At 66.3% G+C, this 14,729-nt stretch carries 17 protein-coding genes and 4 tRNA genes; 7 read left to right on the top strand and 14 right to left on the bottom strand.

Features of this window, described 5'->3' with window-relative positions:
* Positions 1-13: 13 nt before the first annotated feature.
* Complete coding sequence (gene zapE, locus H289_RS0115950; protein WP_020101804.1) at positions 14-1,057, top strand: cell division protein ZapE; 1,044 nt, start codon at positions 14-16, stop codon at positions 1,055-1,057.
* A 3-nt stretch (positions 1,058-1,060) separates the two neighbouring features.
* Here zapE and H289_RS0115945 read toward each other — a convergent pair whose 3' ends face one another.
* The 6 genes from H289_RS0115945 to H289_RS0115920 form a co-directional block, all read right to left on the bottom strand.
* A complete protein-coding gene (locus H289_RS0115945) occupies positions 1,061-1,591 on the bottom strand; it encodes a GNAT family N-acetyltransferase (protein ID WP_029105309.1) in 531 nt (176 codons plus the stop codon).
* A gap of 79 nt (positions 1,592-1,670) precedes the next feature.
* Positions 1,671-2,219 (bottom strand): hypothetical protein, encoded by a 549-nt coding sequence (locus H289_RS0115940; RefSeq protein WP_020101802.1) that lies wholly within the window; start codon positions 2,217-2,219, stop codon positions 1,671-1,673.
* 123 nt (positions 2,220-2,342) lie between these two features.
* Complete coding sequence (locus tag H289_RS30635) at positions 2,343-3,122, bottom strand: Clp protease N-terminal domain-containing protein (protein ID WP_020101801.1); 780 nt, start codon at positions 3,120-3,122, stop codon at positions 2,343-2,345.
* A 51-nt stretch (positions 3,123-3,173) separates the two neighbouring features.
* The gene (locus tag H289_RS0115930; protein WP_020101800.1) at positions 3,174-3,827 is read right to left on the bottom strand and encodes a DedA family protein; all 654 of its coding nucleotides are present in this window, start codon (positions 3,825-3,827) and stop codon (positions 3,174-3,176) included.
* An 18-nt stretch (positions 3,828-3,845) separates the two neighbouring features.
* Positions 3,846-4,370, bottom strand: a complete 525-nt coding sequence (locus tag H289_RS30630) for an Rv1352/Rv1906c domain-containing protein (RefSeq protein WP_020101799.1) — start codon at positions 4,368-4,370, stop codon at positions 3,846-3,848.
* 110 nt (positions 4,371-4,480) lie between these two features.
* Positions 4,481-4,816 carry a hypothetical protein gene (locus H289_RS0115920; protein ID WP_020101798.1) on the bottom strand — a complete coding sequence of 112 codons (336 nt, stop codon included), beginning with the start codon at positions 4,814-4,816 and terminating at the stop codon, positions 4,481-4,483.
* A 529-nt stretch (positions 4,817-5,345) separates the two neighbouring features.
* Here H289_RS0115920 and H289_RS0115915 point away from each other — a divergent pair.
* The 3 genes from H289_RS0115915 to H289_RS0115905 are packed head-to-tail and all read left to right on the top strand — an operon-like array spanning position 5,346 to position 6,689.
* On the top strand, positions 5,346-5,942 hold the full coding sequence (locus H289_RS0115915; protein ID WP_020101797.1) for a TetR/AcrR family transcriptional regulator: 597 nt from the start codon (positions 5,346-5,348) through the stop codon (positions 5,940-5,942).
* On the top strand, positions 5,939-6,418 hold the full coding sequence (locus H289_RS0115910; protein WP_020101796.1) for a DUF6653 family protein: 480 nt from the start codon (positions 5,939-5,941) through the stop codon (positions 6,416-6,418). The genes H289_RS0115915 and H289_RS0115910 overlap by 4 nt, the downstream gene beginning before the upstream one ends.
* Positions 6,419-6,476: 58 nt before the next feature.
* Entirely contained in the window at positions 6,477-6,689 is a 213-nt protein-coding gene (locus H289_RS0115905; protein WP_020101795.1) for a three-helix bundle dimerization domain-containing protein, read from the top strand.
* 21 nt (positions 6,690-6,710) lie between these two features.
* On the opposite strand, the gene H289_RS0115900 is transcribed toward H289_RS0115905, so the two are convergent.
* The 4 genes from H289_RS0115900 to H289_RS0115885 all read right to left on the bottom strand — a co-directional run bounded on the left by H289_RS0115900 (position 6,711) and on the right by H289_RS0115885 (position 7,351).
* Positions 6,711-6,902 carry an excalibur calcium-binding domain-containing protein gene (locus tag H289_RS0115900; protein WP_020101794.1) on the bottom strand — a complete coding sequence of 64 codons (192 nt, stop codon included), beginning with the start codon at positions 6,900-6,902 and terminating at the stop codon, positions 6,711-6,713.
* 185 nt (positions 6,903-7,087) lie between these two features.
* Positions 7,088-7,162 (bottom strand) — tRNA-Val (locus H289_RS0115895).
* A gap of 14 nt (positions 7,163-7,176) precedes the next feature.
* A tRNA-Cys gene (locus tag H289_RS0115890) sits at positions 7,177-7,250 on the bottom strand.
* 28 nt (positions 7,251-7,278) lie between these two features.
* A tRNA-Gly gene (locus H289_RS0115885) sits at positions 7,279-7,351 on the bottom strand.
* A gap of 290 nt (positions 7,352-7,641) precedes the next feature.
* Here H289_RS0115885 and H289_RS0115880 point away from each other — a divergent pair.
* Positions 7,642-7,716, top strand: a tRNA-Val gene (locus H289_RS0115880).
* A gap of 13 nt (positions 7,717-7,729) precedes the next feature.
* Here the strand turns inward: H289_RS0115880 and H289_RS0115875 are convergent.
* The gene (locus H289_RS0115875) at positions 7,730-8,596 is read right to left on the bottom strand and encodes a GNAT family N-acetyltransferase (RefSeq protein WP_155944148.1); all 867 of its coding nucleotides are present in this window, start codon (positions 8,594-8,596) and stop codon (positions 7,730-7,732) included.
* Between the two features lie 24 nt (positions 8,597-8,620).
* Between H289_RS0115875 and H289_RS0115870 the strand changes: the two genes are divergently transcribed.
* A complete protein-coding gene (locus H289_RS0115870; RefSeq protein ID WP_029105307.1) occupies positions 8,621-10,075 on the top strand; it encodes a PPE family protein in 1,455 nt (484 codons plus the stop codon).
* On the opposite strand, the gene H289_RS0115865 is transcribed toward H289_RS0115870, so the two are convergent.
* Both H289_RS0115865 and H289_RS0115860 read right to left on the bottom strand, forming a co-directional pair.
* Positions 10,072-11,469: an NAD(P)/FAD-dependent oxidoreductase gene (locus H289_RS0115865; RefSeq protein ID WP_020101791.1), complete on the bottom strand. Its 1,398-nt coding sequence runs from the start codon at positions 11,467-11,469 to the stop codon at positions 10,072-10,074. The two genes, H289_RS0115870 and H289_RS0115865, sit on opposite strands and share 4 nt — an antisense overlap.
* 89 nt (positions 11,470-11,558) lie before the next feature.
* Positions 11,559-12,005 (bottom strand): hypothetical protein, encoded by a 447-nt coding sequence (locus H289_RS0115860; protein WP_155944147.1) that lies wholly within the window; start codon positions 12,003-12,005, stop codon positions 11,559-11,561.
* Between the two features lie 45 nt (positions 12,006-12,050).
* Between H289_RS0115860 and H289_RS0115855 the strand changes: the two genes are divergently transcribed.
* Positions 12,051-12,827 carry a transporter substrate-binding domain-containing protein gene (locus H289_RS0115855; protein WP_029105306.1) on the top strand — a complete coding sequence of 259 codons (777 nt, stop codon included), beginning with the start codon at positions 12,051-12,053 and terminating at the stop codon, positions 12,825-12,827.
* Positions 12,828-12,832: 5 nt separating this feature from the next.
* Here the strand turns inward: H289_RS0115855 and stpK7 are convergent, their stop codons facing one another.
* Positions 12,833-14,602, bottom strand: coding sequence for a serine/threonine protein kinase StpK7 (gene stpK7 / locus H289_RS0115850; RefSeq protein WP_020101788.1), 1,770 nt, complete (start codon positions 14,600-14,602; stop codon positions 12,833-12,835).
* Between the last annotated feature and the right edge of the window lie 127 nt (positions 14,603-14,729).

Here is a 14,729-nt window from a genome sequence, read left to right as displayed (position 1 = left end):
CTATGGTGCCTTCATGCCTGGGGCCAGCGAAGTCGCGCACCTGACCGATCGTCACCCGACCGTCACGCCGGAGAGACTGATCGCCGAGCTGGTTCCGCCGCCCACATTCGCCGAGGTCAGCTTCGACTCCTACCGGCCGGATCCCAATGAGCCGTCGCAGGCTGCGGCGGTCGTCTCGGCCCGCAAGTTCTGCGAGGACGCGATCCGCCAGCGGGCCGGAAAGAAGAAGCTGTTCGGCAAGCGCGAAGCACTGCCCGGGGTCGGCATGTACCTCGACGGCGGCTTCGGCGTCGGCAAGACCCACCTCCTGGCGTCGACGTACTACACCCTGGCCGGCGCGAACGCCGGCCCGGCCGCGTTCGCCACGTTCGGTGAGCTGACGCAGCTGGCCGGTGTCTTCGGCTTCACCGAGTGCATCGAGCTGCTGTCCGATTACGTGGTGGTCTGCATCGACGAGTTCGAGCTCGACGATCCCGGCAACACCACGCTGATCTCCCGGCTGCTCTCGGCGCTCGTGGAGCGCGGCGTGTCGATCGCCGCGACGTCGAACACGCTGCCGGAACAGCTGGGTGAGGGCCGCTTCGCCGCCCAGGACTTCCTGCGCGAGATCAACACGCTGTCGAGCATTTTCACCACCGTCCGGGTCGAGGGCCCCGACTACCGGCAGCGCGCGCTGCCGTCGGCCCCGGTGCCGCCGTCGGACGAGCAGGTCCGGTCGTGGGCCGTCGGCGTCGACGACGCCACGCTCGACGAGTTCGACGCGCTGTGCGCGCACCTGGCGACCATGCACCCCTCGCGCTATCACGCGTTGATCGAAGGTGTGCAGCAGGTTTTCATCACCGGCGTGCACGTGGTGTACGACCAGTCGGTCGCGCTGCGGCTGGTGTCCCTGATCGACCGGCTCTACGACGCGGGCATTCCCGTCGTGGCGTCGGGGGAGAAGATGAACACCGTCTTCAGCGACGAGATGCTGGCCGGCGGCTTCCGCAAGAAATACCTGCGTGCCACGTCGCGCCTGCTCGCGCTGACCCACGAGGGCACCCAGCTGCACGCCTGAGGTCTACAGCGGCCGCACCAGTACATAGTCGCTCTCGGTTCGGGCGCCGAGCTGAAACGTCTTGGTCCCGGTGACCTCGAACCCGTGCTTGCGGTAAAAGCGTTGGGCGCGTTCGTTTTCCTGATTGACGCCCAGCCACACGCAGCGGGCGCCGAGCTCGCGGGCGAAGGCGACCGAGGCGTCCATGAGCACTGCGGCGACCTTGCCGCCGTGGACGTCGGGCAGCACGTAGCACTTGGACAGTTCGACGGCCGGCCGTTCCGGTACGGCGCGCTGCACATCGGCGTCGTCGGCCACACCGCGAATGAGCATGGTGTAGCCCAGGATTCGCGCGTCGTCGTGCGCGACGAACACGGCACGATCGGGATCGCGCAGGTAGTCGCCGAAGCGGTCGGCGGACAGATTGGCGGCGATGAACGCCGCGATGTTCTCCGGCGACGACGACGGCGGGCATGCCAGCGGGAACGTCGCGGCGGCTACGTCGGCGAGTTCGCCGAGGTCCTCGGCTTGCGCCTGCCGCACCTGCACCGTCATCGGAATCTCCTTGTCCGGAAACACAAAACTGCCCCAGTCCGCACGGGACAGGGGCAGTTTATGTCGGTTCGACAGCGACTCAGGGGATCGGTGTGCCCGGCTGCCAGAGGTTCCACTGTGCGAGGTGCGTGCCGGTGGCCGGGTTGAGCATGACCACGTTGCTGACCAGCCCGCGGTAGACGTCCCAGTAGACGACGACATCGACGGTGGACCCGGCGGGTGCGTTCAGCAGCTTGAGCTCCAGCGCGTTGGGGTCGTCGGTGTGCTTGGACGCGTAGGCGTCGGCGAAGGGAGTAACGCCGGTGAAGGTGACGTTGGAGGCCATCCAGTACGGGTTGGGTGTCGAGATCACGTGGACCGTGACATCGGACTTCCACGGGCCACCCTGATTGCGCCACCGCGGCGTGCCGTTCCACGTCCAGCCCGGCGGTTCGTCCGAGGGCAGCACATTGTGGACGGTGATGTCCGCAACGAGGCCCTTGTAGTTGACGCGAAGGGGCTGGCCGACGTCGCCGATGCTCGTTTCGGCCGCTGCCGACGGCGCCAGGGCGGCGGCCAGCAGGGTCAACGCACCGAGCAAGCCCGCCAACCAGCGGTAGGTCCTGTTGCCGTTCACGCCCGTGCTCATCGCGTCCTCTCCGTAATGACTGCCTCGCATGATGGCACACCGCCCTCATGGCCTCGCCGGAATGGACTAGATCTCGCCACTTGGTCGAGGTCAGTGGGTCGATTTGTCCCTGTCAGTGGACACTCATGCTTGCTCCGACTGGTCTGTGGCCTGCTGCTGGGCGGCGACGAAGTCGGTGAGCATCTTCTCGAGTTCGGTTTCGAGGCGGCCCTTGTCGACGCCGAGGCGGTGCAAGGGTCCGTCGGCGTCCTCGGATTCGAGCAGAGCCAGCAGGATGTGCTCGGTTCCGATGTAGTTGTGCCCCAGCCGAAGTGCCTCGCGGAACGTCAGTTCCAGGACCTTCTTGGCGGCGCCGTCGAACGGGATCAGGGCCTTGGGTTCGGCGGTGCCGACGGGAACGGCGGCGGCCGCGCGGATCTGGTCGGCGGTGACGCCCTGATTGCTCAGCAGGACCATGGCCAGTGATCCGGGGTCGGTCAGCAGTCCGAGCAACAGATGGTCGGGCGTGATCTCGGTGCTGCGCGAGGTGTGCGCGGCCTGCTGGGCTTCCACGACGGCGGTGCGGGCGCGCGGCGTGAAGCGGCTGAACCCGTCCTTGGGATCCATGGTGTCGAGCCGGGGTTCCTTGGGGACGAAACGTTTCTGGGCGGCCTGCTTGGTGACGCCCATGCTGGTGCCGATGTCGGTCCACGACGCCCCCGAGCGGCGGGCCTGGTCGACGAAGTGGCCGATGAGATGGTCGGCGATGTCGCCGAGATGCTCGGCGGCGAGCATCGCGTCGGTGAGTTGGTCGAGCGGTTCGGTGTGGACCTTCTTGATCGCCTCGATGAGGTCGTCGAGGCGGATGGTGCCGGCAATCGGATTGGGGGTGGAGGTGTGTGCGGATTCAGCAGACGTAGCCATGCGTCAACCGTAGGTTGACGAAGGGGAATCGTCAACCGCAAGTTGACGATGCTATGACTGCCGCAGGGTGTCCCAGTCGTGTTCGGTTTCCAGTTCCTCGATCGCCTTGGCGGTGCGCTCTTTCAGCACGATCGTCACCGTCAGGGCGAGCAGGCCACCGACCAGCAACGCCACCCAGGAGAACCGGGCCAACCACTTCTCGGCGGCGACGCCCAGGTAGTAGACGACGGCTGTGGTGCCGCAGGCCCACACGATGCCGCCGGCCGCGTTGGCGGCCAGGAAGCGCGTGTAGTGCATCTTGAGCGCCCCGGCCAGCGGCCCGGCGAAGATGCGCAGCAGTGCGACGAAGCGGCCGAAGAACACGGCCCAGACGCCCCAGCGGCTGAAGAGCCGGCGGGCGAGTGCGACGTGGCCCGGCCCGAAGTGTTTGGGGAACCGGCGGCCCAGGCGTTCGAACAGGGACATGCCGAACCGGCGGCCGATGCTGTAGCCGATCGAGTCGCCGATGATGGCGCCGGCCGCGGCGGACAGCCCGACGCCCACCGGGTCGATGTCCAGCGTGTGCCGGGACGACATGACGGCGGCCGTGACCAGGATGATCTCGCCCGGCAGGGGGATGCCCAGACTTTCGAGCCCGATCACGAACCCGACCACGAGATACACCGCGACCGGCGGGATCGATTGCAGCAGCGCGTCGACGTCCATGCCGCTAAGGATGCACTACTACGGCGTAGCTGGAGGTGCGGGCGGCGCCGGTGCGGGTGCGGGGGCCGGGGCGGGAGCGCCGCCGCCTCCGCCGAGGGTGCCGAGAATCGCGATCGCCGCGCGGGCCTGCGGGGAAATGTTGGGGCCCGGTCCGGTGGAGTCCGGCGCCGCGTCGGTGACGTGCCACGGCTGGCAGCCACTGGTCTTGAACGCCTTGTCGGTCTCGTCGATGAGCACGACCTGGGGCTTGGCGGTCATGGCGCTGTCGATGACGTTGTTCTTGGCGTGCGGGTCCACGTTGTTCATCCGCCGCCAGTAGCAGCGCTTGTCGCCGACCGGTCCGGCGGTGGCGTAGGTGCCGGGCGCGATGTCCTTGCCCACGATGAACAGCCCGTCACCGTCGATGCTGGTCTTGGGGCCTCCGGCGGGAGCCGCGGGTCCCGGGGAAGCGGGCGTGGGGTCGGCCACGGCAACCGCCGTCGATGCGCCCCAGCTCACCACGGCCAGTGCCGCGGCAGCGGCGATCGACGTTTTTGAGCTCATGACGACAAAGTTTAGCTCTTCTAGCAATGTGTGTGGGGCGCTGAGTGGTGGAGAAAACAGCGCAGGGCGTGGGCCGTTGCGGCCCACGCCCTGAAATGTCTCGCGTGAGATCAGTGCTGCGGTGCGAAGACGCCGCCCACCAAGCCGACGAGCTGCTGGGTGGCGAAGGTGCCGAGCTGGCCTGCGCCCTGCTCGTAGTAGGTGCCGGCGGTGCCTGCGGCCTGGTTGTAGTAGGTGCCGGCCTGGCCGAGGGCCTGCTCGTTCTGGGTGCCGAACGTGCCGATGGCGTGGTTCAGCTGGGTGCCGAACTGGCCGATCTGCTGGATCGGGTTCGGGGGCGGCGGGGTCGGGGCGGCCGAAGCGGCGCCGGCGCCGGCGAGCGCGACGATGGCGGCGCCTCCAGCGAGAGCGATCGATCCTGCGATGCGAGTGGTGATGTTAGCCATGATTGGTGTCCCTCCTGGAGCGAAACTCGCTTACAGCAAACATTTGTAGTCCACATTCGGGCGTTGTGCAACCAATTGAGCGAACTTTGCGGAAATATCCATGTAACAGATTTGGATTTGCTGACTGAAAGTACGAGTTGGCCCGCCTGTTGCCTGATGGGGCTGGTGTGGCACTCGACGGATTCTCCCGGCCGATCACCTGCATCTGGTTGGCAAGCTATTTGAACTGCGCCGATGACTGTTTCGTTACGTCAATAGAGTGGGCGGCCCGCCGACCGGTGCGCGAGGCTGCGTAGGTACTTGCGATGAATTAGCTAGCTGAACCGTCAACATCGCGCGGTGGCTATTGGCAGCACCATCCTGAGCTAGTTCATCGAAGTGCGACAGTAAATCGTTACGCACCGGCTGAGGCAAATCCGCCGACGTTCACTGTGCCGGCGCCTTCGGGCGTCGAGCAGTGGTGGGATGCCCTGGCGGCGCGAGTCGCAAACCCGTACGCTATGACTATCTGACCAAAGGAGTCATAGCTATGGCAGTGGCGTTCACTTCTGATGAGAAGGACCGCATAGCGCGCACATTGGTCGATGCGGCCGAGCGGTTGTTCGGCACGCAGGGCCTCAAGAAGACGTCGTTGGACGAACTCGTCCGGCCGGCGGGGATCGCCAAGGGCAGCTTCTATGCGTTCTTCGACTCGAAGGAGTCGCTCTATCTCGAGGTGATGCTGCGGCGGGCGCCTCTGGTGGGAGCTCGGCTTGCCGAGGCACTGGGTCGGCCCGTCGATGAGGAGAACCTCGTTCACCTCATGCATGCCATCACCGACGTGCTCGTCGACGATCCGTTCTATCGGAGGCTGCTGAGCCATGGCGACGAGCTGACGGCGGTCACCCGCCGCGTCGGGCCCGAGCAGCTCGCGCGCGTCATGCCGCAGATCGTCAGCCCGGTGCTCGACTACCTCGCGGCCGGCCAGCGCGACGGCGTCCTGGTCGACGACATCGCGCCGGAGGCCCTTCTGGGCGTCATACGGACCGTCGGTCTGGTGGTGATGAACCGCGACCGGTTCGGCGCCGGATACGACGACGTGCTCGAGGCGACCATCCGAACACTGGCGAGGGGAATGCTGCGGTGAAGCTATTGGACAAGTACGCGCGCGCTGCCGGCATGAGCGACGAGGCCTGGCGGCGCCACGCCAACCCGTGGAGCGTTTGGACGCGATTCGCGGCCATCCCGCTGATGCTGCTGGCGATCTGGAGCCGCGTCTGGATCGGCGGGTGGGCCCTCGTGCCCGTCGGCGTCGTCGTCCTGTGGCTGTGGTGGAACCCGCATGCGTTCGCGCCCGTCGACAAGCCGGTCGCCTGGTCCTCCCGCGGCATCTACGGCGAGCGGCTGTGGATGCAGGACCGGTCGTGCATGCCGGCGGGTTTCGCTGTCGTCCAAAGAATTTGGGTCGTCGGCGCGGTGGGCGGGGCCGCGCTGCTGATCTGGGGACTCGTGGCACTGCTCATCTGGCCGACGGTGTTCGGCGCCGTCCTCGTGGTGTACGGGCAGCTGTGGCGAATCGACCGGCTGGGCATCTTCTACGACGAGGTCACCGCCGGTCGGTGACCGGACTCTGTTACCTCGTTTCGGCCGCGCGTGGGGAGCGCTGCGCGAGAATGTGTCGATGCGCGAGTTCAGCGAAGAGCGAGCGGTTGGCGAAGTCGTGGCACGCCTGGCGGCGCGCTATCCGTCACTTGATCCCGCGCAGATCGCCACCGCGGTTCGGCGCGCACACGAAGGCTTCGCATCGTGCACGGTGCGGGATTTCGTGCCTCTTCTTGTCGAGCGACACGTCCGTGAAGAACTGGATGAAGGCCTGCGGGCCGCCGCGGTCTGAGGCCTCTCCGGTCAGCTCTGTTCAGCCCTCGCAGGCGATGCCGTCGCCATCGCGGTCCTGGGATGCCTTGTAGTCGGGATCACCCTGCGGGATGTTGTACCGACCATCGGCATGGGCTGCCGAACAGTTCTTGTACCCGGATGCCTGCGCGGCGGGGGCGATGGCCACGCCGGCGGAGGTGATCAGGGCAGCAACGATCAACGCACGCAACATTTCGACCTCGGAGAGTTAGCTCGGTTCGGCAATATGCCGATATTGCGAGATTGACGCTACCGTCATCGCCACTGGCCTGTACGTGAATTCGAGAAGAAACAGCGCGATGGTACGAATATATTGCGGGTTGCTGGTTGTGGGTAAAAGAAAGGCCCGGTTCGAAAACCGGGCCTGTCGTGAAACTCTGGTGCGCGATACTGGGATTGAACCAGTGACCTCTTCCGTGTCAGGGAAGCGCTCTCCCGCTGAGCTAATCGCGCCGGGTTGAAACTTTTGGAGGTGGAGACGGGAATCGAACCCGTGTGCACGGCTTTGCAGGCCGTTGCCTCACCACTCGGCCACTCCACCACTGGGGCTGATGCCATTCGCACCTTCGAGCGGATGACGGGATTCGAACCCGCGACCCTCACCTTGGCAAGGTGATGCGCTACCAACTGCGCTACATCCGCGTTTCGCTTCGGTTGAACTTTGTTCGTCCGTTGCGATGCAAGACATTAGTGCACGAATGCGAGCAGATACAAATCGCGTGAAAACCGCTGGTAAACGGGCTGGTTCGTGGAGGTGACGGCGTCTTGGCCGGTGTTTCGGGCGTTGTGTCCCGTGACTCCTGAGGCGGCGCGGTGGTGGGTTCGGGTGGCCGGGACGGGTCCCGCCCGACGCCGGCGGGGCGCGATTCCCGTTCGGGTCGGGGGACGTGTTAGTGTCTGTCGTCGCATCGATCCGGTCGGTGAGATTCCCCGGTCTCGTAGCTCAGGGGGAGAGCGTCCGCCTCACACGCGGAAGGTCACTGGTTCGATCCCAGTCGGGACCACCACACAATCCCACCGTCACGCGTCGTCGGGCATGACGGTTTCCCACTGCCCGAACGGTTCCAGATTCACGCTGGCGGCCAGCTTGATCGAGGCGGCATTGTCCAGCTGGCAGCGGTATTGCGGCTCGAATCCTTGCGTGAGCGCGTAGCGAAACATCTCACGCACCAATGACTTTGCGTGTCCTTGGCCTCGTACGGAGCCTAGGGTCAGCACTCCGATGTCGGCCAACGGAAACACGTCGTCCCACGGATACACGCTGCCGATACTCACAAGACGTCCGCGCTCGTCGAACGCGCCGAACACCGCCCAGTGGTCGAGTTCGACGTACGCGCCGTCCCAGTCCTCTTCGGGGACAGCCGCTTTGAACGACGCAAAGATGTCGGCGTCGCGATCGGTCAGCGGCCGGACGTTGATTGCTCCGGTGTCGCCGAGAATGTCGGCGGCCGCCGATTCTGAGAGATAAAACACATTGTCGGCGCCGTTCAGTACGACGCCCTGGGTGGCCAGTGCGGCTCTGATGTCGGCCTCGGTCGGATTGTCGAGTGCGGCAATGTCATTGGTCAGCACATCGGCGACGGCGGAGCTCACGGCGATCGACACGCGGTCGTCGTCGGCGGTCCGCAGGATGGCGGCGCGTTCGTCGTGCTGCAGGTCCGGGTTGACGTTGATCGTCAGGTTTTTGTTGCGGTGCAACGTTTTTCCGCTGAACGCGGCGGTCCAGTAGTCGGTGATGACCGGCGAGAAGTCGGGCACGGATGAACTCCTGGGGACGCTGGCGGGTTGACCTGGGTAGGTCGCATCCTTCAGAGCCCTCGTCCGTTCGGCAACGCATTTTCTTGCGCCACGCAACCGGGCTGCTACCTTAATGAACGTAGTTTTCATTACCGTTAACGGAGCGGGGGATGCGTGATGGCAATGCCGGTGTGGATGGCGTCGCCGCCAGAGGTGCATTCGGCATTGCTCGGCAGCGGTCCGGGTCCGGGCCCACTGCTCGCGGCCGCGGCCCAATGGTCTTCGCTCGCCGCGACCTACACAGCGGTCGCCGAGGAGCTTCGGGCCGTTCTCGCGGCAGCGCATGCGGGAGCATGGCAGGGACCGACGGCAGAGCGATATGTGGCCGCACACGTTCCGTATCTGGAGTGGCTGACCCAGAGTGGCCTGGAAAGCCATGCCCGCGCGGCCCGGCATGAGGCCGTCGCCGGCGCATACAGCGCTGCGTTGGCCACGATGCCCACACTCGCCGAATTGGCCGCCAACCACGCCACGCAGGCCGCGCTGGTGGCCACAAACTTCTTCGGTATCAACACGATTCCCATCGCGGTCACCGAGGCCGACTACGTCCGCATGTGGGTACAGGCCGCCACCTCGATGGCGACGTACGAAGCCGTTTCCGACGTGGCGACGACGTCCGCTCCGCAGTCCACGCCCGCGCCCTCGATCGTGGGGCACGACGATCACGACCACGACCATGACCACGATCACGACCATGACCACGATCACGGCCACGGCGATCTGGACCCGACCGATCTGGAGTGGTGGTTCGAGGTCGGCGCCGAGATGGGCGAGCACCTCGAACTGCTGTGGAACAACTTGCTTTACGATCCGGCCGCGCTGCTGACCAATCTGCCGATGGTGTTGGCGGACGTGACTTTCCACGCCTCTCAGCTGGCTTCGGTGCTCGGGCAGTTCGCGCCGGCGTTGATCCAGCCGGCACTCGGCCTGGCGATCGCCAACCTCGGCTGGGTGGCCGGGTTCGCGGGACTGGCCGGTATCCAGGTTCCCTCTGCGGCGATCGGTACGGAGCCGCTGCCGGCGCCGCAGGAAACGCCCACGCCCGCCGTCGCGACGGCCCCTGCGCCCAGCCCGGCGTCAACGGCGACCTCTGCGTCGGCCCCGGTGAGTGCCTCCGCGTCGGCACCGACCGGCACGGTGTCGACGCCCGCTGCTCCGGCACCGACCTCGCCGCCGCCCGTGGGAGACCCCGGGTTCCCATACGCGGTCGGTGACGGTTCGGGTATCGGCGCGAGCGCGTGGCTCCAGCGTCAGACGCGCGTCGATGCCGCCGCGTCGGCACGGGCATCCAGGACGGCCCAAGAAGCCTCGGCTGCTGCGGCGTCGGCCCGGCAGGCGCGTCGGCGTCGCGGTCGGCGCAAACAAGAAGGTGACGCTGTCGAATACATGGACCTCGACGTCGCGCCGGAATGGGAATCCGGCGCCTCGGACAGCGGCGCCGGCCCCATGGGGTTCACCGGAGCCGTATCGCGGGCGGGCGGTACGCCAGCGGGATTGACGGCGGTGTCCGGCGACGAGGTGCGCGCGCCGATGCTGCCGAGCACCTGGAGTCCCGACGACAACGGCTAGGCGGACTCGTTCTTCTCGACCTTGTCGGCTGCGGCCAATGCGTTCAGCTGGTTCTGCAGCAGCTGCATCGAGGTGCGTGCGTAGATCATCTGGCTGGTGATCGCCATCTGCGCGCGGCCGCGGCCCAGGAAGGTGACGAACCAGGTGAACAGTGTCGTCACGCGGTTCTTGTAGCCGACCAGATAGACCAGGTGCAGCACCAGCCACGACAGCCACGCGAATGGTCCGGCGAATTCGAGCTTCTTCTTGGTCAGCGGCACCGGCACCTGGGCGACCGCGTCGAACCGCGACACTGTCGCCATGCTGCCCTTGTCCCAGTACTTGAAGGGTTCGCGGTTGGTCGGGTCGTCCTGGCCGGCCAGGGACCGCTTGATGATGTCGGCGGCGTAGGTGGCGCCCTGGATCGCACCCTGCGCCATACCGGGCACACCCTGGACGGCCATCAGGTCACCGATGACGAATACGTTCGGGTGTCCCTTGACCGTGAGGTCGGGCTCGACCACGACGCGGCCGGCCCGGTCGGTCTCGGTGCCGTCGGACTGCTCGGCGATGAGCTTGCCCAGCGGGCTCGCCTGCACACCGGCCGACCACACCTTGCAGGCGCAGTCAATGCGGCGCTCGGTGCCGTCTTTGTCCTTGACGGTGATGCCCTTGTAGTCGACGTCGCTGACCATCGCGTTGAGCTGGATCTCGACACCGAGTTTCTCCAGGCGCTTCTGCGCCTTGGCGCCGAGCTTGGGACCCATCGGGGGCAGCACCGCAGGCGCGGCGTCCAGCAGGATCACGCGGCAGTCCTGCGGCTTGATGCTGCGGAACGCGCCGGCCAGGGTGCGTTCGGCGAGCTCGGCGATCTGCCCGGCCAGTTCGACGCCGGTGGGCCCGGCGCCAACCACGACGAACGTCAGCCGGCGGTCACGCTCTGCCGGGTCGGTGACCACCTCGGCGGCCTCGAACGCGCCCAGGATGCGACCGCGCAGTTCGAGAGCGTCGTCGATGGTCTTCATGCCCGGCGCGAACGTCGCGAAGTGGTCGTTGCCGAAGTAGGACTGCTGGGCGCCAGCCGCGACGATCAGGCTGTCGTACGGCGTGACCGTCACCTGGGACATGAGCTTGGAGGTGACGGTCTGCGCCTTCAGGTCGATGTGCTCGACCTCGCCGAGGCGGACGGTGACGTTCTTCTGCTTACGCAGGACCAGCCGCGTCGTCGGTGCGATCTCGCCTTCGGACAAGATGCCCGTGGCGACCTGGTACAGCAATGGTTGGAAGAGATGGGTCGTCGTGCGCGAGATCAAGGTGATGTCGACGTCGGCGCGTTTGAGGGCCTTGGCGGCCTGCAGGCCACCGAATCCCGATCCGATGACGACGACGCGGTGACGCTGGGACGCGATGGTCATGTGGCTCCTTCGGGCGCAACGTAGGACCGAACGACAGGGCAAACATACTGGCAATCGCTCCGCCATGGGTGACAACTGGAGGCCGGGCGTCAGCGCCCGGCTGCCGGCAACTCGATCCCCATCTGCTGCAAGGCTTTTCGCATGGAGCTGTCGCCGCGATCCAGATAGCCGCTCAGCTGGTCGAGCGACGCGTCCGCGGTGCCCGGCGTCATCATCGTGCAGACGCGGGCGAATGACCGGAAGTTGTCGATGCTGTCCTGCAGCGACGAGTTGACGTCCGCGTCGGGAGTCGGCAGGTTCTTGCCGAGATCGTCCAGCGTGACTTGCAGTTTCGTGCAATCCCGCGACATGGCGACGAAGTCGTGCGCGGTCATCGCTTCCCCGACCGTGCCGAGCGTGCCGCCCAGGCTGGACACCGAATCGGTGATGGGACGTTGCCACGTGAGGTCGCCCGGCGCGCCGGCCTGGCCCGGCACCGTCTGTGTGCAGGCGCTGAGCAGTGCACCTGCCACTGCCAGTGCCGCGACTCGACGCATACCGCCAGCGTAGGCGAGTTGGTGGTCGCGTGAGAGTCTGGCTGCATGAGGCGCACAGTGTTCGCGGCGGCGTCGGTCCTGGTCGCCGCGGCGGTTGCGGCGTGCAGTTCGCCGCCGGAGGAATCCACGCCGAAGGCATTGATGGTGTGCAGCACCGGCGACTATCGCCCGTTCACCTACCGTGACGCCGCCGGTGAGTGGAGCGGTATGGACATCGATCTGGTCCGGGATTTCGCTCGAGAATCCGGCGTGGAGCTGCATCTGGTGCCCACCACCTGGCCGACGCTCATGGCGGACCTCGGGCACAAATGTGAGCTGGCTGTCGGGGGTATCAGCATCACCGCCGACCGCGCCGCCAAGGCGCTGTTCTCCGAGCCGTATCTGCGTGACGGCAAGGCGGCGATCGTGCGTTGTACCGATGCCGCGAAGTACCGCTCGCTGCCCGATATCGATCGCGGGGGAGTGCGGGTTGTCGTCAATCCGGGTGGTACCAATGAACAATTCGACCGCGCCCATCTGCACCACGCGAGCATCGTCGAATACCCCGACAACAACACCATTTTCGATCAGGTCATCGCGGGCAAGGCCGACGTCATGATCACCGACGGCAGTGAAATCCGTTGGCAGGTGACGCAACATCCGCAGTTGTGCGGGGTATCGACCGACCAGCCGTACACCGTCGCGCAGAAGGCCTACCTGATGCCCAAGGATGCCGTGGCACTGCAACAGCGAATCGACAAGTGGCTCAGCAGTATTCAAGGTGATGGCAGCTACGCGGCCGTCAGTCGGAAATGGCTGGGTGCGGACATCGGGCCGAAGTAGACGGCCTAGCGCAGCGCGCCGTTGATCACCGGCTTGTCGATGATGCCCATCTCAACACCCCATTTGGTGGCGATCTCCCGGTATTCACCGGTCTGCATCAGGTGTTTGAGTGCCGCCTGCAACGCGGCGGCGAGCGACGAGCCCTTGGCCACCGGCCACCCGTAGGGCTGCGCATCGACGATGCCGCCGGCCGCTTCGAGCTTGCCGCCGCTGAGTTTGATCGCGTATCCGGTGACGGGCGAGTCGGCCGCCATGGCGTCGACGGTGCCGGCGAGCAGTGCCGCGGTGACGCCGTCCTGGCCGGCGATCGGGACGATCTCGATGGGTGCCACGCCGGCCGCCACGCATGCCGCGCTGCGGGCCGGCAGGTGGTCGGTCTCCTCGACCGAGCCCAGATGCACGCCCACCCGTAATCCGCACGCCGCGTTGGGATCCACGCTCGATCCGGTCCGCCGCGCCCACAGCACACCGGCCTTGAAGTAGGTCACGAAGTCGGCTGACTTCTCACGCTGTTTGGTGTCGGTGGTCGAGGACGCCCCGACCGAGATGATGCCGTCGTGCACCGAAGCGACGATCTTGGAGATGCCGATCTCCCGGAACTCCGGCTCGAGCCCGAGGACCCGGCTCACCGCCGTCGTCAGGTCGACGTCGAAACCCGTGAACTTCCCGTCGGGTGCCTTGAATTCATTTGGCGCATAGGGAATGTTGACTCCGACGACCAGTCGGCCCGAATCCTTGAGATCGGCAGGTAGCTTGGCGGCGATCGACGGCACGGAACCCGACGGCCCGACCTGGTGTTGCCGGGACCAGTAGAGCCATGCCGTTCCCGCACCGGCGGCCAGCACGATCACCGCGCCGAGGGCGACGACGATCTGCCGGGTGCGGCGCTTCGGTTCGTCGGTCTGCACCGCATGGCGTCCCGAGCCCGTGCGCGTGCCGGTGCGGCCCGAGACGCGGACCTGCGCACTCAGCGCGGCGCGGGCGTCCGCGGCGAGTTCACCGGCGTGCTGGTAGCGCTTGCCGGGTTTCTTGGCCATGCCTTTGGCGATGACGTCGTCGAATGCGACGAGCCGCCGATCGACGTCGGACGGCTTCGGCGCCGGGGCGCTGACGTGCCCGGCGATCTGGTGCTCGAGGCTGTCGGCCGGATACGGCCGCCGACCGGTGAGGCATTCGTACAGCACGCAGGTCAGTGCGTAGATGTCCGAGCGCGGGTCGGCCTGGCCGCCTTCGAACCGCTCGGGCGCCATGTACGCCAAGGTGCCGAGAGTGCTTCCGGCCGTGGTCAATCCGTGCTCACCGGCGGTGCGGGCGAGGCCGAAGTCGATCAGGTAGGCGAAGTCGTGGTCGGTCACCAGGATGTTGGAGGGCTTGATGTCCCGGTGGATCAACCCGGTCCCATGGGCTGCGTCCAGGGCCGCGGCGATCTGCTCGATGATTCGGACGGAGAAGTCGGGGCTTGGGCGATGCTCGGTGTCGGCCAGGATTTCGGCGAGGGTGCGGCCTTCGATGAGCCGCATGTCCAGGTAGAGCTGACTGTCGATCTCGCCGAAACCATGAATGGGGACGACGTGCGGCTCGTTGAGGCCCGCGGCGGCCTGGGACTCGCGCTTGAACCGTTCCTGGAACACGGGGTCCTTGGCGAGGTGTGGCGGCAGCACCTTGAGCGCGACGGTGCGCTGGGTGTTGGTGTCATAGGCGATGTACACCTCGCCCATGCCGCCGCGGCCTATCAGTTCGCGCAGCTCGTACTGCCCGAATCGTGTCGGCTCCACCCAGCACTCCTTGGCGTGTCAGTTTCGTGTGAAAGCTACAACACCTGGTCAGCGGTGGCCGGGTGAATCACAGTCGGGTGGTCTGGCGGGAGTCGGTGAGGCCGGACGGGAAGCTGTCACCGATGTC

Source organism: Mycobacterium sp. 360MFTsu5.1 (assembly GCF_000383495.1).
GTDB classification, from domain to species: domain Bacteria; phylum Actinomycetota; class Actinomycetes; order Mycobacteriales; family Mycobacteriaceae; genus Mycobacterium; species Mycobacterium mucogenicum_B.
The sequence above is the reverse complement of the archived record's forward strand: the minus strand, read 5'-3'. Positions and strand labels throughout refer to the sequence as shown.